19 protein-coding genes are annotated in these 24041 nt (G+C 73.4%); 6 read left to right on the top strand and 13 right to left on the bottom strand.

Going from position 1 to position 24041, the window contains the following annotated elements; all coding sequences use genetic code 11:
• Nucleotides 1-28: 28 nt before the first annotated feature.
• The 10 genes from ACMCNN_RS26745 to ACMCNN_RS26790 form a co-directional block, all read right to left on the bottom strand.
• Nucleotides 29-1054, bottom strand: coding sequence for a glycerophosphodiester phosphodiesterase (locus tag ACMCNN_RS26745; RefSeq protein WP_412743250.1), 1026 nt, complete (start codon nt 1052-1054; stop codon nt 29-31).
• A 78-nt stretch (nt 1055-1132) separates the two neighbouring features.
• On the bottom strand, nt 1133-3601 hold the full coding sequence (locus ACMCNN_RS26750) for a protein kinase domain-containing protein (RefSeq protein WP_412743251.1): 2469 nt from the start codon (nt 3599-3601) through the stop codon (nt 1133-1135).
• A 93-nt stretch (nt 3602-3694) separates the two neighbouring features.
• Nucleotides 3695-5188, bottom strand: coding sequence for a fused MFS/spermidine synthase (locus ACMCNN_RS26755; RefSeq protein WP_412743252.1), 1494 nt, complete (start codon nt 5186-5188; stop codon nt 3695-3697).
• A 27-nt stretch (nt 5189-5215) separates the two neighbouring features.
• On the bottom strand, nt 5216-6226 hold the full coding sequence (locus ACMCNN_RS26760; protein ID WP_412743253.1) for a coiled-coil domain-containing protein: 1011 nt from the start codon (nt 6224-6226) through the stop codon (nt 5216-5218).
• Between the two features lie 66 nt (nt 6227-6292).
• Nucleotides 6293-7066 carry an SDR family NAD(P)-dependent oxidoreductase gene (locus ACMCNN_RS26765; RefSeq protein ID WP_412743254.1) on the bottom strand — a complete coding sequence of 258 codons (774 nt, stop codon included), beginning with the start codon at nt 7064-7066 and terminating at the stop codon, nt 6293-6295.
• On the bottom strand, nt 7066-7869 hold the full coding sequence (locus ACMCNN_RS26770) for an inositol monophosphatase family protein (protein WP_412743255.1): 804 nt from the start codon (nt 7867-7869) through the stop codon (nt 7066-7068). Before ACMCNN_RS26770 ends, ACMCNN_RS26765 begins: the two co-directional genes overlap by 1 nt.
• Nucleotides 7862-8317, bottom strand: a complete 456-nt coding sequence (locus tag ACMCNN_RS26775; RefSeq protein WP_412743256.1) for a response regulator — start codon at nt 8315-8317, stop codon at nt 7862-7864. Before ACMCNN_RS26775 ends, ACMCNN_RS26770 begins: the two co-directional genes overlap by 8 nt.
• Nucleotides 8314-9897: a sensor histidine kinase gene (locus tag ACMCNN_RS26780; protein WP_412743257.1), complete on the bottom strand. Its 1584-nt coding sequence runs from the start codon at nt 9895-9897 to the stop codon at nt 8314-8316. The genes ACMCNN_RS26775 and ACMCNN_RS26780 overlap by 4 nt, the downstream gene beginning before the upstream one ends.
• Nucleotides 9894-11090: a PP2C family protein-serine/threonine phosphatase gene (locus ACMCNN_RS26785; protein ID WP_412743258.1), complete on the bottom strand. Its 1197-nt coding sequence runs from the start codon at nt 11088-11090 to the stop codon at nt 9894-9896. The genes ACMCNN_RS26780 and ACMCNN_RS26785 overlap by 4 nt, the downstream gene beginning before the upstream one ends.
• Nucleotides 11087-11500, bottom strand: coding sequence for a hypothetical protein (locus ACMCNN_RS26790; RefSeq protein WP_412743259.1), 414 nt, complete (start codon nt 11498-11500; stop codon nt 11087-11089). Before ACMCNN_RS26790 ends, ACMCNN_RS26785 begins: the two co-directional genes overlap by 4 nt.
• Nucleotides 11501-11575: 75 nt before the next feature.
• On the opposite strand from ACMCNN_RS26790, the gene ACMCNN_RS26795 reads away from it, so the two are divergent.
• Nucleotides 11576-13912, top strand: coding sequence for a M28 family peptidase (locus ACMCNN_RS26795; protein WP_412743260.1), 2337 nt, complete (start codon nt 11576-11578; stop codon nt 13910-13912).
• Between the two features lie 4 nt (nt 13913-13916).
• On the opposite strand, the gene ACMCNN_RS26800 is transcribed toward ACMCNN_RS26795, so the two are convergent.
• Nucleotides 13917-14201 (bottom strand): Smr/MutS family protein, encoded by a 285-nt coding sequence (locus tag ACMCNN_RS26800; RefSeq protein WP_412743261.1) that lies wholly within the window; start codon nt 14199-14201, stop codon nt 13917-13919.
• A gap of 121 nt (nt 14202-14322) precedes the next feature.
• Between ACMCNN_RS26800 and ACMCNN_RS26805 the strand changes: the two genes are divergently transcribed.
• Nucleotides 14323-15519 (top strand): PQQ-binding-like beta-propeller repeat protein, encoded by a 1197-nt coding sequence (locus ACMCNN_RS26805; protein ID WP_412743262.1) that lies wholly within the window; start codon nt 14323-14325, stop codon nt 15517-15519.
• Nucleotides 15520-15613: 94 nt separating this feature from the next.
• On the opposite strand, the gene ACMCNN_RS26810 is transcribed toward ACMCNN_RS26805, so the two are convergent.
• The gene (locus ACMCNN_RS26810; protein ID WP_412747280.1) at nt 15614-16000 is read right to left on the bottom strand and encodes a tetratricopeptide repeat protein; all 387 of its coding nucleotides are present in this window, start codon (nt 15998-16000) and stop codon (nt 15614-15616) included.
• Nucleotides 16001-16160: 160 nt separating this feature from the next.
• Between ACMCNN_RS26810 and ACMCNN_RS26815 the strand changes: the two genes are divergently transcribed.
• The 3 genes from ACMCNN_RS26815 to ACMCNN_RS26825 all read left to right on the top strand — a co-directional run bounded on the left by ACMCNN_RS26815 (nt 16161) and on the right by ACMCNN_RS26825 (nt 19870).
• Nucleotides 16161-16892 (top strand): response regulator transcription factor, encoded by a 732-nt coding sequence (locus ACMCNN_RS26815; RefSeq protein ID WP_412743263.1) that lies wholly within the window; start codon nt 16161-16163, stop codon nt 16890-16892.
• Nucleotides 16870-18498, top strand: a complete 1629-nt coding sequence (locus tag ACMCNN_RS26820; RefSeq protein WP_412743264.1) for a sensor histidine kinase — start codon at nt 16870-16872, stop codon at nt 18496-18498. The genes ACMCNN_RS26815 and ACMCNN_RS26820 overlap by 23 nt, the downstream gene beginning before the upstream one ends.
• Nucleotides 18499-18805: 307 nt before the next feature.
• Entirely contained in the window at nt 18806-19870 is a 1065-nt protein-coding gene (locus ACMCNN_RS26825; RefSeq protein ID WP_412743265.1) for a 3-deoxy-7-phosphoheptulonate synthase, read from the top strand.
• 68 nt (nt 19871-19938) lie between these two features.
• On the opposite strand, the gene ACMCNN_RS26830 is transcribed toward ACMCNN_RS26825, so the two are convergent.
• Nucleotides 19939-21312: a calcium-binding protein gene (locus tag ACMCNN_RS26830; protein ID WP_412743266.1), complete on the bottom strand. Its 1374-nt coding sequence runs from the start codon at nt 21310-21312 to the stop codon at nt 19939-19941.
• Between the two features lie 362 nt (nt 21313-21674).
• Here ACMCNN_RS26830 and ACMCNN_RS26835 point away from each other — a divergent pair, with 362 nt between their 5' ends.
• Nucleotides 21675-23960, top strand: a complete 2286-nt coding sequence (locus ACMCNN_RS26835) for an ArnT family glycosyltransferase (RefSeq protein ID WP_412743267.1) — start codon at nt 21675-21677, stop codon at nt 23958-23960.
• The last annotated feature ends 81 nt before the right edge of the window (nt 23961-24041 follow it).

Here is a 24041-nt window from a genome sequence, read left to right on the forward strand (position 1 = left end):
CCCAGCTCAGCGGGGCACGCCGGTCTGGTCAGCTCGCCCCGCTGAGCAGACCGGCACGGGCCGCCACTGCGGTGTCCGGATGGTCGGTGAACACCCCGTCCACGCCGAGCCGCAGGAACAGGTCGAACTCGGCGGCGATGTCGCCGCGGGCGTGCGGGTCGGTGCCGACGCGGAAGTCCAGCGGCAGGAAGCGGTTCTCGGCGCGGAACGTCCACGCATGCACCGCGAGACCTGCCTCGTGCGCGTTGTGCACCACCGAGTTGGCGGCCAGCAGCCGGCCGGTCGCGCTGCGCGGCACGAGCAGGTTCTTGTCGGGCCCGATGCCGTGCGCGTACCCGGCGATGCCCGCGAGCCCGGCGGGGGTGGCCAGGTCGCGGTAGCCACGGGCGTCACCCGCGACGGTGTGGTCCCACGGGCGGCCCCGCGAGTCGAGCAGCTGGATCAGGCGTACGTCGGTCATCCGGGCCAGTTTGCGCAGGTTGCCGGTCTCGAACGACTGGATGAGGACCGGCGCGTCCCGGCCGTCGAGGCCGTGGCGGCGCAGCGCGGTGAGCAGCGGCTCCTCCAGCGACAGCCCGATCGAGGCGAAGTAGCTGGGGTGCTTGGTCTCGGGATAGACGCCGATCGGCCGGCCCAGCCGCCGGCCCTCGGCCAGCGCCAGCTCGACCACCTCGTCGAAGGTGGGTATCTCCAGGCGGCCGTCGAACAGGACGTTCTTCGGACGTACGGCGGGCAGCCGCTCCGCCGCCCGCAGCGTACGCAACTCCGCCAGCGTGAAGTCCTCTGTGAACCACCCGGTCACCGCGACCCCGTCGATCGCCTTCGTGGTGTGCCGGTCGGCGAACTCGGGGTGCCGCGCCACATCGGTGGTGCCGGAGATCTCGTTCTCGTGCCGGGCCACGAGCACGCCGTCGCGGGTGGCGACCAGGTCCGGCTCGATGTAGTCGGCGCCCATCCGGATCGCCAGCCGGTACGCGGCAAGGGTGTGTTCGGGCCGGTAGCCGGAGGCGCCGCGATGGGCGATGACCAGCAGGTTGGACGACAGGTGGGTCACGCCAGGAGTCAACCGGGAGCGGGCGACGCCGGGGCGGGTACCACCTGACCATCAGGTGAATGTCACTCCCCGGGGGCGTCAGACAGAGACCCACCATCCGGGTACGGGCCGGGGCGCGGCCGGGTGGGTGTGCGGGTGCCGGTGGGCCGGACGCCGCTTGACCTTCTCGACCGAGCCGGGAGTGGCGGCGCCGGTGCGCGCCCCGGATCCGGGCAGCAGCACGCCGAAGCGCGGGCTGGACGAGAAGCCGGCCGCCGGACCGGCGCGCCCGCCCACTCCGGGCAGCGTCCCACCGTCCACGTCGGCTGCCGGGTCCGGGCTCGGCAGGCCGCCACCCGGAACACCGCCCGTTGTCTGCCCGGTCCCGATCATCGAGGTACGGCCACCGGTCCGGCCCGATCCCGCGCCGCTGTCCGGGCGCGTCGCCGGTGCGGTGGCGGCGCCGGAACCCGCGCCCGTGCCCGCGGCGCTGCCGGTGCTGCTCCGGTCCGTGCCGCGTCCGGAGGTCCGGCCGTTGCCCGCCGCCTCGGTGACCGGTGCGTCGCCTGTGTCGTCGACGGCGGTCGCCACACCCAGCACCTCCGCCCGGCACGGATTGCTGTCCACGGTGAAGGCCAACGGCAGCGGGTTGGTCTCCCGGTACGCACCGTGCAGTGTCACGGACAAGCCCCGGCGCGGCTCCAGCGTCGTACCGGCGGGGGCGCGCAGCACGATCTTCCGGCCGTGCTGGGTGACGGTACGCGGGGCGTCGACGATCCGCTGGGTTCCCGGGTAGACGAAGGACATCTGCCAGCCACGCATCATGCGTTCGCTGGTGTTGAAGACGGTCACGAGGGCCTCGAAGCCGGTGCCGGTGTCCTCGCGCACAAGGTAGCGCACCTTGCAGGCCGGGCGGCGCAGCACCACGGCGGAGGTGCCGGCACCGGCGGCGGCTGCCTGGTTGTCGTCCACGTCGGTGGGTTCCCGGCCCGCCGACCACGCCACTCCGACCGCGACCAGCAGCGTCAGGGTGAGCGCCGCCGCCTGCAGACCGTGCCGCGCCGCGAAGGCCGCCCAACGGTGCCCGGAGCCCTGGCCGTCAGCGGGCAGCAAGCCCGACGTCAGCGCGCGTCGGCGCAGCCGGCCCCCGGCGAACAGGCCGCCCCCGAGCGGTCGCGCGGAGCCGAGCCGCAGGGCGGTGCCGATCCGCAGCCCGGCGCGTAACCGGAGCACGCGGACGGCGGCCCGGACCGGACGTCCGTTCCGAGCGGGCGGCCCGCTCGGCTCCGCCGTGGCAGGTCCCTTCACCCGGCGCGCCCCGGGCCGGGCCGGGGACCGGGACGGCATCCGGCGCCCAGTGATCACGGGTCCGCCGGTCCGGGTAGCCGCGCGCGGCCCGGTCCGGGCGGGACCGTGCGCCCCGGCCCGGGTGGGACCGTGCGGCGCGGTTTCGGTGCGCGCCGCACGCTGGTCTTCGCGTCCCTGCGCGGTCTTCGCGACCCGGCGAGCGGGCTTCCTGGTGGCCCGCACGCGAGCCACCGACGGCACGGCAGCGGCCGCCGCGGCGGCGGAGGCAGCGGCAGCGGACGCGGCCGACGTGGCGGAAGCAGCACCGGGGGCGGCGAGGTGGGCGTTGGGGACGGTCGCGTCGAGGTCCGTCTGTACGGCCGCGCGGGCGGTGTCCCGCTCCGCGCTGCCGAGCGGCGGGATGATCGGCTGCACCCCGATGATCTCGGCGAGCGTGTGCGCCACCTCCGCCGCCACGGGCCGGTCCTGCGGGTCCTTGGCCAGGCACCGCAGGCAGACCAGCGCGACCTCCGCCGGCATCCCCGGCAGCTCGGGCAGGGGTTCGGGGTCGGCGTACAGGTGGGCGCGCAGCGCCTCGGTGGTGGTCTCGGCGGGCCACGGCAGGCGGGCGGTCAGTGACCGGTACAGCAGCAGGCCCAGCGCGTACACGTCGGTGGCGGGTGACACCTGGCCACCGGCGAGGCGCTCCGGTGCCAGGTACGCGGGGGTACCGAGCAGGCTGCCGTCGGGGGCCGAGTCGCGCTGGCCCACCAGCGCGGAGATGCCGAAGTCGACGACCTTGGCGCCCGACCCGGTGATCATGACGTTGGCGGGGGTGACGTCGCGGTGCACCACGCCCCGGGCGTGCGCGGTGGCCAGCGCCGACGCCACGTCGACCGCCACGGAGACCGCCTCGCGCCACGGCAGCGGACCGTCGCGGCGCAGCCGGGCCCCGACGGACTCACCGTCGTTGAGTTCCATCACCACGTACGGGACGGTGAGCCGCTCGGACAGCGGGGACTCACCGAAGTCGAAGATCCCGGTGATGTGCGGGTGGCACAGCCGGGCCGCGGCCAGCGCCTCCTGGCGCAACCGGTCGCGGAACGCGGCGTCGCGGGCGAGTTGCGGGGACAGCACCTTGACCGCGACCTCGCGGCCGAGGATCTCGTCGAACCCCCGCCAGACGACGGACATCCCGCCGCTGCCGAGACGCTCCACGAGGCGGTATCGGCCCCCGATGTGGCCGGTGTCCTGTCTGCCGCCCCGCGCCACCCACCCCATGATGAGATTGTTGCCCGGTCGGCCACCCCCGGACGGGCCGTCCGCGAAAACGGTGCGAACTCGGCCGCGCCGGTTCGAACAAGCGGCGGAAACTCAGCCCGCCAGCAGTTGATCCACCGGGGCGTAGTCGTCGGTGAGCACCCGCGCGCCGCCGACGAACGCGGCCAGGTCCGGCCCCTGGAGCACGGTGACGGGCTCGGCGGCGGCGGCCAGCCGGGCCCGCAGCGCGGACAGCGGCAACGGCCGCGCGGCGGCGACGATGACGAAGTTCGCCCCGGCGGGGCCGGTCAGGGCGGCCGGGGGCGCGACCAGCGCCACGTACGGGAAGACGGCCGCGACCGTGGCCAGCTCGGCGCGGATGAACCGGCGCGGCGGGTAGTCGATGACGTTCTGCGCGTACCAGCCGCCGGGGCGCAGCACCCGGGCGATGTCGGCGGCCATCTCGCGGGTGGCGAGGTGCCACGGGACGACGAGGTGGCCGAAGGCGTCGCCGACCACCAGGTCGTACCGGGCGGCGGGCTGGGCGGCCAGCCCGACCCGCGCGTCGCCGACCCGTACCCGCAGTTCGGGGCCGGTACGCAGGCCCATCTCGCGCCGGTCCAGGTCGACCAGGGCGCCGTCGAGTTCGAGGACGAGCTGGTCGCTGCCGGGCCGGGTGGCGCGGACGTAACCGGGGACGGTGAAGCCGCCGCCGCCCAGGTGCAGCGCGCTGATGGCGGCGCCGGGCGGGGCCAGCACGTCGGCCACGGCGCCGAGCCACTGCACGTACGCGAACTCCAGGTGGGTGGGGTCGGCGAGGTCGACGTACGAATGCGAGGCCGAGTTGAGCACCAGCGTCCGCCCGCCCGGCCGGGCCGGGTCCGGCTCGACGCGGGCGCAGTGGTACGCGGTCTCGACGTCGCACGGGGTCGGCGCGCTCGCGCCCAGGCCCGCCACGAGGAGCCCGACCGTGGTGACCAGCGCGCGGGCGCGCGGCCGGCCGGCCTCCTCCCGGCGCAGCCAGGCACCCAGGGCGAGCCCGCCCACCCCGAGCAGCCCGGCCAGACCGAGCACGATCCAGCTGCTGGGCAGCGCGGCGACCAGCACGAACCCGGTGACCAGGGTGGCCGTGATCGCCCCGAGCGTGCCGACGCTGGATAGCCGCCCCACCACGTGCCCGGTCCGGTGCAGGTCGCGCAGTTGCAGCTTGACCACGAGCGGGGTGACGCCGGAGAGCAGGAAGGCGGGCGGGAAGACCGCGAGCGCGGCCAGCAGCAGGACGGCGAAGTCGGCGCCACCGCGCAGGATCTCCCCGCCGAAGCGGACCAGCGGCAGGGTGAGCGCGGTGCCCACGGCGGCGAGGAGGAGCGCCGGGGCCAGCAGGGTGCGCGGGTCGTACCGGTCGGCCAGCCGCCCGCCCAGCCAGGTGCCGTACGCGATGGCGCCCAGCGAGATGCCGATGACCGAGCTGCTGACCTGCAGAGTGATCCCGACGTACGGGCCGACCAGCCGCAGCGCGACGATCTCCAGTACGAGCACGGCGCCGCTGGCGGCGAAGACCAGGGCGGTGGCCAGTCCCGACGGCAGCGCGCGCGGTGGTGCGTCCATCGCGCGGATGTTACCGGCCGAAACCGGTCAGAGGACGGACAAGTGGACGTGGTTGGTGTGCACGGCCGCCGGTCCGCCGGAGGCGCTGTACGCCCGCCAGCCCGTGTTGGGCAGCCAGATCTGCCGGTACCAGATGACGTACATGACGCCGAGCCGGGACGCGTTCTTGACGAAGTACCCGGCCAGCCGGTCGCCGTAGTTCTTGTCGCTGCCGGTGGCGGCCACGTTGCGGAACGTGCTGGCGTTGGCCGAGAAGTCGCAGGCCCGGCCCTTCGGGTGCTCCCCGGAGGAACGTTCGCTGAAGCACGACGTGTAGTGGCTGAACCCGGCACTGCGCGCCTGCTGGTACGCGTTGAGCAGCCGCGGAGTGATGCAGCCCGACGTCGTCGGGTCGTTGACCGTGCACGACTCCTTCGGCCATGACCCGTCCGAGTTGCGGGGCGCGGGCTTGGCCAGCGGAGAATTGGCGTCGATGAACCCGCCCGCCACCCGGCCGCCGCCGACGCTGGCCAGCGCCGCCTCGGCCTCCTTCTTCTTGCGGGCCAGGATGTCCACCTGCTTCTGCTGCTGCGCGATCTCACGGATGATCGCCAGCTGGGCCGCCTTCGTGGTGTCCACGGCCCGGCGGTAGTCGGTGAGGGCCCGGCCGTCCAGTTGGGCCATCATGTCCAGCCGGGACATCCGGTCCAGGAACGCGTCAGGGGAGCTGCTGTTGAGCAGCATGGTCATGGTGGTGACCCGCCCGTACCGGTAGGCGCGCCCGGCCGTGACCTCGACCTGGCCCTGCATCCGGACGGCGTCGGCCTGCGCCCGCTTGAGGATGTCACCCAGCTGGACCTGGCGCTTCTTGGAGGCGTTCAGTTTCGCGGTGGCTTCCAGGTGGCCCCTGGCGGCCGACTCCAGGGCGTCCCGCAGGGTCTTCGTGCCGCCCTCCGGGTCGGCGTGCGCCGCGGTCGGCGCGACCATCAGGAACGCGGCGAGGGCGGCCAGCAGCACGACGGGCACCGTCCAGCACCGCCGAAGGAGAGTCGCCGCCACGGTCTACCTCCACCAATCAAGAGCGCCGGTGACTCTACCTCGCCGAATGCCCCGGTGGCAGACCGCTCACGTGGCCGAATACCCACCATCGACGAAGAGTGTCTGACCGGTTACCGCGGCGCCCGCGTCGCCCGCCAGGAACAGCACGCAGCCCGCGAAGTCGGTGGGCACCCCATTGCGGCCGATCATGGCGCGGGCGGCGTGCCCGGCGACCTTCGCCGGGTCGGCGAAGAGTCCCTCGGTCAGCGGGGTCTCCACCACACCCGGCGCGATCGCGTTGCAGCACACGCCGTACCGCGACCAGGCCTCGGCCTGCGACCGGGTCAACGCGACCAGCCCGGCCTTGGACACGCCGTAGGCGCCGCTGTTGCCGTACGCCCGGAACGCCTGCTGGGAGGCCACATTGATGATCCGGCCCCAGCCGCGCGCCGCCATCGCCGGGGCGAACCGCTGCCCGAGCAGGAACGGCGCGGTCAGGTTCGCGGCCAGCGCCTGGTCCCAGTCGGCGTCGGTGAGCTGCGGCAGCGGCGGGCGGTGGTTCACCGCCGCGGCGTTGACGAGCACGTCGGGGTCGCCGTACCGATCGATGATGTCGTCGGCCGCGGCCGTGACCGCCGCCCGGTCGGCGAGGTCCGCGGTGATCGCGGCGGCGTCCGCACCCACGGCCGCGAGGTCCGCGACCGCGTCGCCGAGCGGGCCGGGGCGGCGCGCCACCAGCACGACGCGGGCGCCGGCCGCGCCGAGCGCCAGCGCCATGGCCCGGCCGATGCCGGAGCTGCCGCCGGTCACGACCGCGGTGCGGCCGCGCAGGCCGAACAGCGATTCCAGGTACGCCGACATCAGCGCTCCGCGGGCAGCAGCGTGTCGTGGACGAGGTCCCAGATGCCGGGGTTGCCCGCGACGATCAGGCCCGGCCCGTCGGCGCCCGGACGGTACTCGGTGCCGTCGAAATGCCGGACGGCGCCGCCCGCCTCGCGCACGATCAGCGCGCCCGGCAGGTGGTCCCACGGCATGACCTTCCAGAACAGCGCGAACTGCTGGGTGTCCGTGGCGACCGCCGGGTACTCGTAACCCGAGCAGTGCTTGCCCGAGGTGACAGTGCCCAGCTCCGTGCCGTGCGCGTCCACCCGGCGCCGCAGGTCGTCGGGGAAGTAGCGGCTCGGCACGGATCCGGTGAGCGTGCCCGCGGGCGGGACGTCGGCCCTGGCCTCGATCCGCACCCCGTCGCGGTAGGCGCCGCCGCCGCGCTCGGCCATCACCATCGAGTCGCCGGGCACGTCGAGGATCCACCCGGCGGCCGTCTCGCCGCCGCGCAGCAACGCCACCATGATCGCGAACGGGGTCCGTCCCGCCGCGAAGTTGGCCGTGCCGTCGACCGGGTCGACCACCCACACCGCGCCGTCGTCGCCGAGCCGGTCCAGCACGGCGGGGTCGGCGGCGACCGCCTCCTCCCCCACCACGACCGAGCCGGGCAGCAGCCCGGTCAGCCCGGCGGTGAGCGCCCGCTCGGCCTCGGCGTCGGCCACGGTCACCACGTCGCCGGGCGCCTTCTCCCGCACGTCGGCGGCCTCCAGCCGCCGGAAACGCGGCAGGACGACGGTACGGGCGACCTCCCGGACGAGCGCAGCGACCTCCTCAACCACGGGGCGGCAGCCTGACCACGCTGACGAAGAACTCGTCGATCTGCCGGATCACCGAGATGAACCGGTCGAAGTCGACAGGTTTGGTCACGTACGCGTTGGCGTGCAGCTGGTAGCTGCGCAGGATGTCCTCGTCCGCGGCCGACGTGGTGAGCACCACCACGGGGATGCGGCCCAGGTCCGGATCCTTCTTGATCTCCGCCAGGACCTCCCGGCCGTCCCGCTTGGGCAGGTTCAGGTCCAGCAGGATCAGGTCGGGGCGGACCGAGTCCGCGTACGTGCCCTCGCGCCGCAGGTAGGCCAGTGCCTCGGCGCCGTCGGGGACGACCGTGAGCCGGTTGCGGACCTTGTGTTCCTGGAACGCCTCCTGCGTCATCAACACGTCGCCCGGGTCGTCCTCGACCAGCAGCACCTCGATCGGCGTGCCGTCCAGCCGCGTCGCGCCGGTCATGTGGTGGCCTCCTTGGGTTCGGCGGATACCCCGGCCAACAGCGGCAGGGTGAACCAGATCGAGGTGCCCTCGTCCACATCGAGGTCCAGCCAGATCCGGCCGCCATGGTATTCGACGATCTTCTTGACGATCGCCAGCCCGATGCCGGTGCCCTCGTAGGCGTCCCTGGGGTGCAGCCTCTGGAAGATCACGAATACCTTGTCCGCGAATTCGGCCTCGATGCCGATGCCGTTGTCCCGGACGTTGATCCGCCACTCCTGCTCGTCCTGTTCGGCGCTGACCCGCACCACCGGGGGAACGCCGGGGCGATGGAACTTCAGCGCGTTGCCGACCAGGTTGACGAACAGCGTCGTCAGCAGCGCCTCCTCACCCTCGACGGTGGGCAGGTCGGACCACTCGACGCGGCCGTCCGCGCCGGTCCGCGGCTCCAGTTCGGAGGCCACCCGGGTCAGCACCTGATCCAGGTCGACGTCGGTGAAGCCGGCGGTCAGCCGCCCGATCCGGGAGAACGCCAGCAGGTCGTTGATGAGCTGCTGCATGCGCTGCGCCCCGTCCACCGCGAACGCGATGTACTGGTCGGCGCGCTCGTCGAGCTGGCCGGCGTACCGGCGTTGCAGCAACTGGCAGAAGCTGGCCACCTTGCGCAGCGGCTCCTGCAGGTCGTGCGAGGCGACGTACGCGAACTGCTCCAGGTCACGATTGGACCGGGTCAGCTCGTCGGCCTGCTGTTTGAGCTGGTCGTTGACCCACTCGATCTGCCCGCGCGCCTCGCGTACCTCGGCGAGCTCCGAGGAGATCTGGCGGCGCATCCCGTCCACGTCCGCGGCCAGCGCGACCAGTTCCGGCGAGCCGCCGCTGCTGATGCGCCGGTCGTAGTTGCCGGCGGCCACCTCCCGTACCTGGGTGGCCAGGTCGAGGATGGGGCGGGTGACCAGGCGATCCAGCAGGAACAGCAGCAGCGCGCCCGCGACCAGCACGATCCCGGCGGCGGTGACCTCCAGTACGAGCAGCGTGCTGGCGCTCTGCCGGGCGGCGGACACGGATCGTTCGCGGGAGTCCGAAATGTGCACCTGCAACTCGGCGACGGAGGTTCGTACCGGGTCGAACGCGGCCGTTTCCCCGGCCAGCTGCACCGCCCGCGCGGCCTGCGGGCCGCCCGCGCGCCGGGCGGCGATGATCGGCTCGGCGATCGCGGCACGCCAGGCGGCGGCACTGCGCTCCACGTCCGCCAGCGCGTCGCGGATCTGCGGATCGCTGTCCGGGCCGATCGCCTTGCCGATCCGCTCGACGGCGACCTGCTCGGCGATCCGGCCCGACAGGTAGGGCTGCAGGCTCGCCTCCTTGCCGGTGATCGCGAACCCGCGCACGGCGGTCTCCTGGTCGACCAGTGCGGTGGACAGGCTCTCGCCCGCGATGCGCATCGGCCCGGTGCGGTTGATCAGGACGTCGATGTGCTCGTTGCTGTGCGCCGCGATGACCGCCGCGGCGACGCCGAGCCCGGTCAGCACCACGCCCACCGCGAAACACAGCGCCATGACCCGGCGCCGCAACGTCCACACCTGTGCGGCGAACAGCTTCATCGACCGCCGCCGCGCGACAGCAGCAGCATCGCCACGTCATCGGCCAGCGGCCCGCCGTTGGCCTGTTCGGCCCGGCCGACCAGCCACCCCGGAAGGGCGGGCAACGGCACCTGCCGGGCGTCCGGTTCGTCCAGCAGCGCGCACAGGCCGGGCACCTCCAGGCGGTCGTCGCCGGGGCCGGTACGCCCGTCGATGAGACCGTCGGTGTACATCAGCAGGGACCAGTCGTCGCCGGAGAGATCCAGCTCGGTCGCGGGGGTGGGGGTCGGCATCACCCCCAGCACGATGCCACGACTGGCGTCGACCGGCTGGGCGCGGCCCCCGCGCAGCAGGATGGGCGCCGGATGGCCGGCCAGCCGGACCGTGGCCCGGTTGCCCGGCAGGTCGAGCACGACGGAGGCGACCGTCGCGAAGATCTCCCGGGCCCGCCGTTCCGACATGAGGACCTGTTCGAGCGCACCGAGGATCTCCCCGTCGGGCACCCCGGCCAGCACCAGCGCCCGCCAGGCGACCCGCAGTTCCACGCCGAGGGCGGCCTCGTCCACGCTGTGCCCGCACACGTCGCCGACGATGACGTGCAGCCGGTCGTCGCCGACCTGGACGACGTCGAAGAAGTCGCCGCCGAGCAGGCCGAGTGCCCGCCCGGAACGGTAGAACGTGTGCACAGCGACCTCGGCGGTGTCCATCAACGGCTGCGGCAGCAGGCCGCGTTCCAGCCGGGCGGACTCCGCCTGGCGCAGCTCCACCTCGCGCAGCCGCCGGGTGTTCTCGTCCGCCCGCTTGCGTTCGACCGCGTACCGCAGCGACCGGCTCAGCAGTACCCCGTCCACCTGGCCCTTCACCAGGTAGTCCTGGGCGCCCTCGGCGACCGCGGCGACGCCGAGGTGCTCGTCGCTGCGCCCGGTCAGGACGCAGACGGCCGCGTGATCCGCGACCGCCAGCAGTTTGCGCAGCCCGTCGATGCCCTCGGCGTCCGGCAGCCCCAGGTCCAGCAGTACGCAGTGGATGCCGGCCATCAGATCCCTGGCCTGACCCAGGGTGGTCGCCACCTGCAGGTCGAAGGCGGAGTCGGCCTCGTTGAGCAGCTCCCGCACCAGGTACGCGTCGCCCTCGTCGTCCTCGACCAGCAGGACGCGCAGCCGCTCCGGGGAACGGGCGGCCGAGCCGGCGGGCACGGGGCGGGCGGCCGTCACGGTCTCGGTTCGCCCACGGTGGCGGCGTCCACGACGGGTTCTTCCATGGCGGGCTCCTCAGTCGCGACGCCGTCCGGCGCAACCTCTTCCCTGGCCACGCGGCGGGCGTGCTGGGCGATGACCTGGCCCAGGATCCCGTGCAGCTGTCCACATTCGCGGCAGTGCAGATTCTCGTCGAGGCGGCGGCTGCCGCACTGGATGCAGGTGCCGTGGTCGGCGGGGTCGCGGTACGAGGCCAGCGCCTTGCACATCGCCCGCACCACATGATCACCCACGGCGAAGGTGGCCTCACCCAGCGCAGTACGCACGCCCAGCACGGCGACCGGTGCGGCGTCCGGGGCGGGGTCGAAGTGGGCCACCCGGTCGATGAAGTCCGCGAGCACGGCGGTGGGGTCGAGTGGCTCGGTCACGCGTCCACGCTATGCCACGCGCCGGGGAGATCCATCGGGTACCCGTCGCCCTTCTCCCGCGCTTAGATGGTTGTCATGCGACAGCCTCCCGAACGCTGCCTCGTCCGCCCAGCTCACCGGGGCCTGGTCGCCCTGGCGGCGATGGCGGTGCTGGTCGCGGTCGGCGCAGCCGCGCTCCTCGGGCTGCGCCCGCCGGGCCCGCGCGGCGCGGACGCTCCCGCCGCGGCGTTCAGCGCGGGGCGGGCGTTCGGGCTCGTCCGGGCGATCGCGGTCGAACCGCACGTGGCCGGCAGCGCCGCGAACGACCGCGTCCGTACCCGATTGGTGGACACGCTGCAGGGGCTCGGCATCACCGCCGAGGTGCAGGACGCGGTGAGCATGCAGGGTGGTGAGCCGTCGGCGGACGCGGGCGGGGTGGGGGTGGCCCACGTCCGCAACGTGGTGGCGCTGCTGCCGGGCACCGCCCCGACCGGCCGGATCTTCCTCGTCGCGCACTACGACTCCGTCCAGGCCGGGCCGGGCGGCAACGACGACGCCGCCGGGGTGGCCACGGTACTGGAGACCGCCCGCGCGCTGACGGCGGGCGCGCGCCTGCGCAACGACGTGGTGCTGGTGCTGACGGACGCCGAGGAGGCGTGCCTGTGCGGCGCGCGGGCGTTCGTCGACCGGCATCCGCTGGCCCGCGGCGGCGGGGTGGCGCTGAACCTGGAGGCGCGCGGCAGCACCGGCCCGGTGATCATGTTCGAGACCTCGGCGGACAACGCCCGCCTGGTCTCCGCGTACGCGGAGACCCCGCACCCGGTCGGTACGTCGTTCGCGGTGGAGATCTACCGGCTGCTGCCCAACGACACCGACTTCACGGCGTTCCGGGAGGCGGGATTCGCGGGTGTGAACAGCGCGTACATCGACGGCGCGGCGGTGTACCACGCGCCGACCGACGTCCCGGCGGCGATGAACACCGCGAGCCTGCAACAGCACGGCGACAACGCGCTGGCGCTGGCCCGCGACCTGGGCGACCGCGACCTCGGCTCCGTGCGGGCGGGCGGGGACGCCACCTACTTCCCCGCGTTCGGCGCCCTGGTGACCTACCCCGGGTGGCTGACCTGGCCGCTGGCGGTGCTGGCCGCGCTGGCCGTCGGGGCGCTTCTGTGGCTGGCCCGTCGCCGGGGCCTCGCCCCGGGCCGGGCCCTGGCGGCCGGTGCCGCCCTCGCACTGGTGCCGCTGCTGCTCGCCCCGGCGCTGGCCCAGCTGTTCTGGTGGGTGCTGACCCTGATCCGCCCCGGATACGCGGCGCTACCCATCGACCCCTACCGGCCACTGTGGTTCCGGCTGGCGGTGCTCGCCCTGACCGCCGCGGTCACCCTCGCCTGGTACGCGCTGCTGCGCCGTCGCGTCGGCCCGGCCGCCCTGGCGGTGGGCGGCCTCGCGTGGCTGGCGGCGCTGGGTCTGCTGCTGGCCGCGGTCGCTCCGGGCGGGTCGTACCTGGCCGCTCTGCCCGCCCTGGCGGGTGCGGTCGCCGCGATCGGCGCGATCCTGCTGCGCGCCGCGTGGGCCGCGGTCTTCGTGCTGGTCGCGGGTGCCGCCGTGGCCGTGGTGGTGCTGCTGCCGACGGCCGTGCTGCTGTTCCCCGCGCTGGGCCTGGTCACGAGCGGGGTGGCGGCGTTCATGGCGGCACTGCTCGGCCTCGCCGTCCTGCCCATCCTCGACCTGCTGTACCCATCGCTGGCCGCCCGGCGGCGAGCCGCGCTGCCCGCGCTGGTGGCGGCCGTCGTCATGCTGGCCTGCGCCGCGATCGGGCTGGCGACGGACCGGTTCGACGCCGCGCACCCGGCACCGACCCACCTCATGTACGCGCTGGACGCCGACACCGGCCGGGCCCGCTGGCTCAGCCGCGAATCCGCACCGCGCGGCTGGACCGCACAGTACGTCTCCGGCGATCCGGCGTCCGTGGCCGACACCCTGCCCGGCCTCGGTTCGGTGCACCTGCTCAGCGGCCCCGCGCCCGCCGCGGACCTGCCCGCGCCCCGGCTGACCGTGGTGTCCGACACCCGGACCGGCGACACCCGTACCCTGCGGTTGCGCCTCGTGCCGCAGCGCCGGGTCCGGCTGGTCAGCCTGCACGTGGGCGCGGCGACCACGGTCACGGCCGCCACGATCGGCGGCCAGGCGCTGCCGGTGGATCACCCGGCCGACGGCCGGTGGGGCTTCGGCCTGGTCTTCCACGCGCCCCCGCCCTCGGGCATCGAGGCGACCCTGACCGTACGGACGACGGGTCCGGTGACGCTGCGCGTGATGGACGGCTCGGACGGGCTGGCCGGGCTGCCGGGCTTCCGCCCCCGCCCCGCCGACGTGGGCATCGTCGGCTCGCACACCTCGGAACTGGTGGCCGTGGCCCGTACCGTGACGGTGTGACGGGTCAGCGGCCGCGACGGCCGCGCCCGGCCGGGGAGTCGAACCGGAAGTGCACGAACAGGCGGCCCCAGTTGTCGCCGTCCTTCTCGACCCGGTGGTAGAGCTGCTTGATCTCTTTCTGGTCGAGGAACCGCAGCACCTTCTTCTTCAGCTGGCCGGACCCCTTGCCGGGGATGATCTCGACCAGCGTCGCCTTCTTCTGGATGGCCTCGTCGATGATCCCGCGCAGGGCGCGGTCGATCTCGGTCCCCTTGTTGAAGATGTCGTGCAGGTCCAGCTTCAGCTTCACGCACCGATCCTATGCGGGGCCCGGCGCGCCCCTGGACGGGTTAACGGCCGCGTGGCGATCAGGTGGGCGGCGTAGGGTCAAATCGTCACAATCCGTAACAGTGTGGTTACTGGAGGACTCCATGATCCGGACATCTCGGGTCGTCGGCCGGATCGCCGCGGGCGCCCTGATCATCGGCACGGTCGTCGCCGGGGCTGCGCCCGCGCAGGCCGCCGCCGGTGATTGGAAACAGGACGGCTTCAGCCCCGCCCGCACCTACTTCAACCCGAACGAATCGACGATCACCCCGAGCACCATCAACGCGGTAACGCAGCGCTGGCGGGTGCTCCTGCCTGCTCAGACATGCGGCGTGGCCACCGCACCGGTGGTGGCCGGCGGGCGGGTCTTCGTCGCCGACGAGAAGGGAATCGGCGCGTACCGGGCGACCACCGGGCGGCTGCTGTGGCATCGCAACTCGGCGCGGTTGCTCGGCGACGCGCACCTGGCGTTCTCGGGTGGTCTGCTGCTGGCCGTCCCGGCGGTGGCCGACGAGCACTGTGGTCCCGTCCAGGACAACGTCCTGCTCGGGCTCGACCCGGCGACCGGTGCCCTGCGCTGGCAGGCACGCACCGCCGTGCCGATGCGGTCGCTGGTCGTCGACCGCGGGGTCGCGGTGGTCTCCGGCGCCTCGGCGTCGGCCGGTGCCGTGGTGACCGCGTTCCGGGTCTCCGACGGCGCGCAGCGGTGGCGGCGCAACGGGCTCCTCTCCTCCGGAGTCAGCGCCGCCGGGCGTCTGCTGCTGAGCCGCGTCAGCCCGGCCGGCCTGGTCGCCGTATCGGTCACGACCGGCAAGACCCTGTGGAGGGTCGCCCGCCGCGGCACCGTCCTGGCCGCCACCCCCGCAGGCGATCTCGTGTACGTCGGGGAGATCCGCCCGGGCGACGTCGAGGATCTGGTGTGCCTGCGCGCGACCAACGGATCCGTGGCGTGGCGGTCCGGGGATGCGGGTTTCCTGGGCGAACTGGCCACCGACGGTCGACGTGTCTACACCTTGATCGGTAACGGCTTCACGGCGCGGGACGCGCTCACCGGCGCCGCGGTGTGGACCACCGACCTCGAATCCGACCCGGGTCAGCCCAGCCTCGCCGGGGGCCTGCTCTACGCGAAGTCAGAGTTCACCGGCCTCGCCATCCTGAACGTCACGAACGGGCACCGGGCGGCGCCCGGCGACGGGTTCGGGTCGTTCGACGAGCAGGAGCCCGACCCGCCGACGGTGGCCAACGGCTGGCTCTTCCTCGCCAGCGCCAGCAACGCGCGGGTCATCGCCTACGCACCCTGACCCGGGTGGTGACGGGCGCCGCCCCAGCGCGGCGCCCGCAGCCGCGTGACCTGCCTGCCCCTGCGACGCCCGCAGCCGGGGTGCCTGGCCGGCGCTACGCGGCGCCCGCGCCCCGGCCGCCGTGCTTGCCCACCCACAGCTGCACCCGGCGCAGTGCCTCGGCGTAGTCGTCGTGCTGCTTCATCGCGGCGGCCAGCCGCAGGTGCGGCAGCGCCTCGGCGAACCGGCCCGCCCGTTCCAGGGTGCGGCCGAGCACATGGTGGGCGTAATGGTCAGACGGATCGCGCTCGATCAGGACCCGTAACTGGGCCTCCGCCCCGGCCAGCTGCGCCGAGTTGAAGTACGCGCGGGCCAGCAGCTGGCGTACTGCCGCGTTGTGCGGCTCCGCCTCCAGGATCGGTTCGAGCAGGCGCGCGGCACCGGCCGGATCGCCGGACTCGAAGGCGAAGGTCGCTCTGCGGTACTCGTCGAGAAGGTCCACGCCGATGCTCCCCACGTTCGCGTCGCCGGAGTTCAACGCTGGCACAACATCGGGCGTACGGCGAGTGTTCCGCCCGTGCGGCGCGGGGGGCCCGGCAACCCACAGGTGCTACACAGGGAGCGGAAAGACCGCGCACAGCGCCGCCGCCGACAGTTGGGGCATGACGATGGCGAACGCCGAAACCGAGCTGCGCCGTGCCGACGGTGGCCCGGTCCGGGTCCTGGTGGTCGACGACGAGCCCACGCTGGCCGAACTGCTCTCGATGGCCCTGCGCTACGAGGGCTGGGAGGTGCGCAGCGCGGGCGACGGCACCACCGCCGTACGTTCCGCGCGCGAGTTCCGCCCGGACGCCGTCGTCCTGGACATCATGCTGCCCGACATCGATGGCCTCGAGGTGCTGCGCCGGCTGCGCGGGGAGTCCCCCGACGTGCCGGTGCTGTTCCTGACCGCCAAGGACGCCGTCGAGGACCGGATCACCGGGCTCACCGCGGGTGGCGACGACTACGTCACCAAGCCGTTCAGCCTGGAGGAGGTCGTGGCGCGGCTGCGCGCGCTGATGCGCCGCAGCGGGCGTGCGGCGCTGCGCGCGGACTCCCAGCTGGTCGTCGGCGACCTGAGCTTGGACGAGGACAGCCACGAGGTACGCCGCGGCGGCGATTTGGTCAACCTCACGGCCACGGAGTTCGAGCTGCTGCGCTACCTGATGCGCAACCCGCGCCGGGTGCTCAGCAAGAGCCAGATCCTGGACCGGGTGTGGAACTACGACTTCGGCGGCCAGGCCAACGTCGTCGAGCTGTACATCTCCTACCTGCGCAAGAAGATCGACGCAGGCCGCGAACCGATGATCCACACCATGCGCGGAGCGGGCTATGTCCTCAAGCCCGCCGCCTGAGGTGACGGCGGCGCGGTGGCGGCACCCGTCCGGCTGGTCACTGCAGACCCGGCTGGTCGCGATCATGATCGGGCTGCTGGCGGTACTCGGCCTGGTGGTCGGCGCGACCGCGCAGGTCTTCCTGCACAAGATCCTGTACCACCAGGTCGACGTGCAGCTCAACGAGGCGACGCAGCGTGCACTCGGGCCGCAGCGCGGCCGGGGCGACGACGACCACTTCGACCAGACCGAGGTGTGGACGCAGCAGCCACCGCCCGGCGCCCCACCGCATTCGGTCGTCCTCGTCGTGGCGTCCTCCACCGCTCCCGTCGGCAGCACCAGCCCGCCCGCCACCGACTACACCATCGCCGGGGGCGGGCAGGTGTCCTACCCGGCGTCCGACACCGCGGACAACGGGCCCCGGCTGCGCGGCATCTACCTGGAACTGCCGGTACCGGCGCAGCACACTCTCGCCCAGGTCACCCCGAACCGCGTTCCGACCTCCGTCTACCTGGACGATGTCGGCGCGTACCGGGTCGTTTCCGTGCCGACTCCGGGCGGGTGGCTGGTCATGGGGCTGCCCCTGGCCGTCACCCAGGAGACGCTGCTGGCCGTCGCCGGGGTCACCGCCGCGGCCGTGCTGGTGGCGGTGCTCGTCGCGGGGTGGGCGGGCGCCATCATCGTGCGACGCAACCTGCGCCCGCTGGAACGGATGGCGGCCACCGCCACCCGCGTCTCCGAGCTGCGGCTGGACCGGGGCGAGGTGGAACTCGCGCAGCGCGTCCCCGAGGGCGACACCGATGCGCGTACCGAGGTGGGCCGGGTGGGCGCGGCGCTGAACCGGATGCTGGACCACGTCGGCAACGCACTGGAGGCCCGCCACGCCAGCGAGATGCAGGTACGCCAGTTCGTCGCCGACGCCAGCCACGAGCTGCGCACCCCCCTGGCCGCGATCCGCGGCTACGCGGAGCTGAGCCGCCGCAGCCGGGAACCCGTACCCGAAGAAGTGGGGCACGTGCTGCGCCGGGTCGAGTCCGAGGCGAAGCGAATGACCACCCTGGTCGAGGACCTGCTGCTGCTGGCCCGCCTCGACGCGGGACGCCCGCTGGGCCACGACCCGGTGGACCTCACCGCGCTCGTGGTGGACGCGGTCAGCGACGCCCACGCCGCTGGTCCCCGCCACGACTGGCGGCTGGAGGTGCCCGACGAACCGGTCACGGTGCTCGGCGACGCCGCCCGGCTGCACCAGGTGCTGGCCAATCTGCTGGCCAACGCCCGTACACACACACCCGAGGGCACCGCCGTGACCGTCGCGGTGAGCGCGACCGCCGACGACGCTGTGCTGCGGGTGACAGACAGCGGCCCGGGCATCCCGGCCGCGCTGCAGCCGCACATCTTCGAGCGGTTCGCCCGGGGCGACAGCTCCCGGTCGCGGGCGGCGGGCAGCACCGGCCTGGGCCTGTCGATCGTGCACGCGGTGGTGACCGCGCACGGCGGCACGGTGTCGGTACGCAGCGAGCCGGGCCGCACGGAGTTCATCGTCCGGCTGCCGGCCGGCGGGCCGGTGGGCGGAACGCCGGACGAGGGCCGGATTCCGGCCGATCTCCCGGTGCCGACCGATGCCTGACGTATTCATCCGGCGGGCGGGTGGACAAGGAGGCCACCGGCAACGGATCCGGCGGCCGCGCCCGCAGTGACCGCACACACCCCCCGGTGACGGCGGGCAACGGCTATGCTGTGCGACGTGTCGCGATGGTATTCGTGGTTTACGAGGCCGGCTCCCGCCGGTGCCTCGGCCATGACCTCATGACCTGAGACACCCGCCAGAGCCGGCCGAGGCAGCGACCACGTCGCTGCCTTTTCGTTTGTGACGAGCTTGCCGGCTCGCGCTCGGGGCGCCGGCCCCGCGAGCGCCCGGCGGAAGGAAGACTGTCGTGACCATCCCCGAGGTGCAGCGGGTCCGGGACCAGCGCATCGAGAAGGTCGTGCCGCTGATGAGCCCGGCGCTGCTGCACCACGAGCTGCCGCTGGTCGCCGAGCTGCACGACACCGTGCTGGACAGCCGCCGCCAGGTCGAGGACATCGTGGAGGGCCGCGACCAGCGCCTGCTGGTCGTCGTCGGCCCGTGCTCGGTGCACGACCCGGACGCCGCGCGGGAGTACGCGGACCGCCTGCGCGACCAGGCCGCCCGGCTGGCCGACGACCTGCTGATCGTCATGCGGGTGTACTTCGAGAAACCCCGCTCCACGGTCGGCTGGAAGGGCCTGATCAACGACCCGGCGCTGGACGGCACCGGCGACGTCGGCACCGGTCTGCGGGTGGCCCGGTCGCTGCTGCTGGAGGTGGTCCGGCACGGTCTGCCCGTGGCGGTGGAGTTCCTCGACCCGATCACCCCGCAGTACATCGCGGACACCGTGGCCTGGGGCGCGATCGGCGCCCGTACGGTCGAGTCGCAGGTGCACCGCCAGCTCGCCTCGGGCCTGTCCATGCCGATCGGCATGAAGAACCGCCCCGACGGCAGCATCTCCACCGCCATCGACGCCATCAACGCGGCGGCGGCGTCGCACGTCTTCCCCGGCATCGACTACTCCGGCACCCCGGCGATCCTGCACACGCGCGGCAACCCGGACTGCCACCTGGTGCTGCGGGGCGGCGGCGGGAAGCCCAACTACGGCGCGGCCGACGTTTCCGCCGCGCTGGCGCTGCTGGCCAAGGCCGGGCTGCCCGAGCGGCTGGTCATCGACTGCTCACACGGCAACAGCGGCAAGGACCACCTGCGCCAGCCGCTGGTCGCCGACGACGTGGCCGCGCAGATGGAGGCGGGACAGCAGGGCATCGCCGGGGTGATGCTGGAGAGCTTCCTCGTGCCTGGGCGGCAGGACCTGGGCGGCGAGCTCACGTACGGGCAGTCGGTCACGGACGCCTGCATGGGCTGGGACCCCACCGTCGGTGTGCTGGAACGCCTCGCCCAGGCCGCCGCGAAGCGCCGCACCGTCTGACGTTCCATGTCCCCGCCCGGTGATCGTGGGTCCTCTGGTCGCGGCCACACCCGCGATCACCGGGGCGGCTACCGCTCGCAGTCGACCGTGGTGTCGTTTTCGAGCGGCACGCACCAGTCGCCGAGGGTTCCGTTCGGGCCGCCGTCGAGTCTGTCGTTCTGGGCGTCGTCGGCTCCGCTGATCGAGTCGTCCCCGTCCTCGCCGTAGATGCTGTCGCGGCCCTCGCCGCCCGCCAGCGTGTCGTTGCCCGCGCCGCCCCGGATGACGTCGTCGCCCGCCCAGCCCCAGATGTCGTTCGCGGCGGCATTGCCGGTCAGCCGGTCGTTGCCGGAACCGCCGATGATGTCCTCGACGTCGGAACCGACGGTGTCGTGCTCGCCGGCCTGACCGTCGTCGCCCTGCGCGCCGTCCAGGTCGACCACCACGGGCCTGGTGTAGTTCATGTAGTCCACCCGGTCCCGGCCCGGTCCGCCGCGCAGGACGTCGGCGCTGACGTTGCCCATGGTCGGGTCGTCGCCCACGAGGCTGTCGTCGCCCGAGCCACCGTCCAGGACATCGGCTCCGAGTTCGCCGATCAGGAAGTCGTCGCCCGCGTACCCGTAGAGCACGTCGTTGCCGGGGCCGCCACTGAGGGTGTCCTGGCGGCTGGTGCCGTACAGCCGGTCGTTTGCCTGGCCGCCCTGGATCGCCTCGACGTCGGTCCCGATGGTGTCGTGCTCGCCTTTCATCCCGTCGTCGCCGCTGACCCCGTCGGCGTCGGCCGTGACCGGGCGCTCGTAGGTGAAGTAGTCGACCGTGTCGTGGCCGCTGCCGCCCTCGAAGATGTCGTCGTCCGGGCCACCGATGTCCGCGTTCGATCTCAGGTAGTCGTTGTCGGGGCCACCGGACAGCCGGTCGTCGCCCGTCCAGCCGGTGAGGAAGTCGTTGCCGTTCTGGCCGTACAGGATGTCGTCGCCCTCGCCGCCGTTGATGTGGTCGCCGCCGTCGCCGCCGTACACCCTGTCGTTGCCGTCGTCGCCCCAGATGTAGTCCACGCCGCCCAGGCCGTAGATCTTGTCCTTCCCGGTGCCGCCGCGCAGCGTGTCGGCGCGCGGGCCTCCGGTGATGGTGTCGTTGGCACTGCCGCCGTCGGCGGTCATGCCGAGGCCGGTCCGGTTGACGATCGAGTCGGCCCGGTCGTAGGTGTAGACCCGCACCCTGGTGGGCGCCTTCGACGTCGTGCACCGCACCCTGGTCTGGTCGCCCTTGACCGGTTTGCAACCCTTGCCGGCCTTGATCGCGACGCTGTCGTCGATCGTGATGGTGTTGCCCGACCGGGTCACGACCACCTTGTTCCGCTTGCCCTTGGCGGCCTTGTACTGCACCTTCGTCGATTCCACGACCGCGGCCATGCCTGGCGTGGCGGCCTGCGCGGGCACGGCGAGCACCCCCATGGAAGTCATGCCGACCAGGGCAATCCCGACCGCGGCGAGGCGCGTGCAGGGCAGCATATGGATCCTCCCATGACCCGGCGGTGACGGTCCCCGCACGGAACGACGAACCCGGAACGGTACCGGATCCCAGGGGCCGGTACTACACGGCCGGGCAGCGGCTGCGCGAGCTGCGCGCGGAGTGCCGGCGCCGGCGGCGGCCCCTCACCGACCCGTACCCGTGGATGCGGTCCCGGCTGGCCGCGGCCCGGCCGGGCTCCGGACCGCGGGCGGAGGGACTCACAGGAGGCACATAGGGAAGGCACAAGGCGGCGACAGGGCGCGGGCCGAGAGTTCATCGAGTACGCATCCGACCCCGTCCCGAAGGATTCCCGATGACCTCGACGTTGCCCGTACCGCCGATGGTGGCGCCGGTGGAACCTCCGCCGTCGCCCCCGACGGACCGTCACCGCTCCCGGTGGTCGGCGTTCCTGCGCGGTCCCGAAACCGATCCTGCCTGGGCCCGGCCCGGCCTGTTCGGCCTGCTCGCGGTCACCGCCGTGCTCTACCTGTGGGGACTGGGCGCCTCCGGCTGGGCGAACGCGTTCTACTCCGCCGCCGTCCAGGCGGGCTCGGTGAGTTGGAAGGCGTTCTTCTACGGCTCCTCCGACGCGGCCAACTCGATCACGGTCGACAAGACGCCCGCCTCGCTGTGGGTGATGGCGCTGTCGGTACGCATGTTCGGCCTGAACGCGTGGAGCCTGCTCGTCCCGCAGGCGCTGATGGGCGTCGCCACGGTGGGCCTGCTGTTCGCCACGGTACGGCGCTGGTTCGGCGCGGCGGCGGGCCTGATCGCCGGGGCGGTGGCCGCGCTGACCCCGGTGGCCGTGCTGATGTTCCGGTTCAACAACCCGGACGCGCTGCTCGTGCTGCTGATGGTGGCCGGGGCGTACGCGACCGTGCGGGCGATCGAGCGGGGCGCTACCCGGTGGCTGGTGCTGGCGGGCGTGTTCGTCGGCTTCGGCTTCCTCACCAAGATGTTGCAGGCCCTGCTGGTGGTCCCCGCGTACGCGCTGGCGTATCTGATCGCCGGGCCGCCGAAGCTGGGCAAGCGGATCTGGCAGCTGCTGCTGGCCGGGGTCGCCGTGGTCGTGTCGGCGGGCTGGTACATCGCGATCGTCGAGCTGGTGCCCGCCTCGATGCGTCCCTACATCGGCGGGTCGCAGAACAACAGCCTGCTGGAACTGACCCTGGGCTACAACGGGCTCGGCCGGTTGAGCGGCAACGAGACCGGCAGCGTCGGCGGTGGCGGCGGGCCGGGCGGCGGTGGCTGGGGTGAGACCGGGCTGCTGCGCATGTTCGACGCCTCGCAGGGCGGGCAGATCTCCTGGCTGCTACCGGCGGCGCTGATCGTGCTCGTCGCCGGGCTGGTGCTGACGGCCCGCGCGGCCCGTACGGACCGGCGCCGCGCCGGGCTGATCCTGTGGGGCGGCTGGCTGCTCGGCACGGGCCTGGTCTTCAGCTTCATGCAGGGCATCTTCCACGCGTACTACACGGTGGCGCTGGCTCCGGCCGTGGGCGCGGTCGTCGGCATGGGCGCGATCCTGCTGTGGCGGGTACGGCGGCACTGGCTGGCCGCCGTGACACTGGCCGCGGCGATCGCGGTGACCGCCTGGTGGTCGTACGTGCTGCTGGGTCGCAGCTCTGACTTCCTGCCCTGGCTGCGGCCGGTCGTGCTGATCGGCGGGATGGTCGCGGCGCTCGCGGTGCTCGGCGCTTCGCTGCGCCTGGGCGCACGGGCCGGGGCGATCGCCGCGGGGGCCGCGCTGGCCGCGGTCCTGGCCGGGCCGGCGGCGTACGCAGCGCAGACCGCGGGGCAGGCGCACACCGGGTCGATCCCGTCGGCGGGACCGGCGGTGGCCGGTGGCGGCTTCGGTGGGCCGGGTGGGCGGCGCGGTCCGGGCCGCGGCTTCCCGGGCGGCGCCCCTCCCGGCGGAATCGCACCCGGCGGCAACACCCGGGGCGGCACCGCTCCCGGCACGAACGGCGGATTCCCCGGCTTCCCCGGCGGGAACGGTGGCTTCCCCGGCGGGATGCCCAACGGGACCGGGACGCCGTCGCAGGGCGGGAACGCTGCGCAGGGTGGCAACACGGGCGGGTTCCCCGGCGGTGGGATGCGCGGTGGCGGCGGCCTGCTCGATGCGGCGACCGTCAGCAGCGAGATGAAGGCGTTGCTGGAGGCCGACGCGGACTCCTACACCTGGGTGGCGGCGGCGGTCGGCTCGCAGACCGCCTCGGGTTACCAGCTCGCCACGGGCGAGCCGGTCATGCCGGTCGGCGGCTTCAACGGCAGTGACCCGTCGCCCACCCTGGCCCAGTTCCAGCAGTACGTCCGCGAAGGAAAGATCCACTACTTCATCGGTGGTGGCGGCTTCGGCGGCCGCGGCTTCGGCGGTCCCGGCGGCACCACGACCGGCGGCACGACCACCGGCAGCACCGCGAATGGCGGCACCGCGAATGGCAACCAGGGCGGCGCCCCGGCCGGGATGCCGGGTGGCGGTCAGAGCGGCGGCAGTCGTGCCAGCTCCGAGATCGCCGAGTGGGTGGCCGCGAACTTCACCGCACGCACGGTGGGCAACACCACCGTGTACGACCTCACCGCGCCGACCACGACGCAGTGACCGAGCACCACACCCGTCCGCAGGCGGCTTCCGATTTCGGGGGCCGCCTGCGCGGCGTGCCCGCCTCCGATGTGGACGCGG

The sequence above is a fragment of the Krasilnikovia sp. MM14-A1004 genome, from assembly GCF_047159485.1.
Taxonomy (GTDB): Bacteria; Actinomycetota; Actinomycetes; order Mycobacteriales; family Micromonosporaceae; genus Actinoplanes.

Coding starts and splice junctions, on each gene's coding strand:
- ACMCNN_RS26750 (WP_412743251.1), bottom strand. CDS start 3,601: ATGGGGTGGGTGGCGCGGGGCGGCAGACAGGACACCGGCCACATCGGG.
- ACMCNN_RS26755 (WP_412743252.1), bottom strand. CDS start 5,188: ATGGACGCACCACCGCGCGCGCTGCCGTCGGGACTGGCCACCGCCCTG.
- ACMCNN_RS26765 (WP_412743254.1), bottom strand. CDS start 7,066: ATGTCGGCGTACCTGGAATCGCTGTTCGGCCTGCGCGGCCGCACCGCG.
- ACMCNN_RS26775 (WP_412743256.1), bottom strand. CDS start 8,317: ATGACCGGCGCGACGCGGCTGGACGGCACGCCGATCGAGGTGCTGCTG.
- ACMCNN_RS26780 (WP_412743257.1), bottom strand. CDS start 9,897: ATGAAGCTGTTCGCCGCACAGGTGTGGACGTTGCGGCGCCGGGTCATG.
- ACMCNN_RS26795 (WP_412743260.1), top strand. CDS start 11,576: ATGCGACAGCCTCCCGAACGCTGCCTCGTCCGCCCAGCTCACCGGGGC.
- ACMCNN_RS26805 (WP_412743262.1), top strand. CDS start 14,323: ATGATCCGGACATCTCGGGTCGTCGGCCGGATCGCCGCGGGCGCCCTG.
- ACMCNN_RS26815 (WP_412743263.1), top strand. CDS start 16,161: ATGACGATGGCGAACGCCGAAACCGAGCTGCGCCGTGCCGACGGTGGC.
- ACMCNN_RS26820 (WP_412743264.1), top strand. CDS start 16,870: ATGTCCTCAAGCCCGCCGCCTGAGGTGACGGCGGCGCGGTGGCGGCAC.
- ACMCNN_RS26830 (WP_412743266.1), bottom strand. CDS start 21,312: ATGACTTCCATGGGGGTGCTCGCCGTGCCCGCGCAGGCCGCCACGCCA.
- ACMCNN_RS26835 (WP_412743267.1), top strand. CDS start 21,675: ATGACCTCGACGTTGCCCGTACCGCCGATGGTGGCGCCGGTGGAACCT.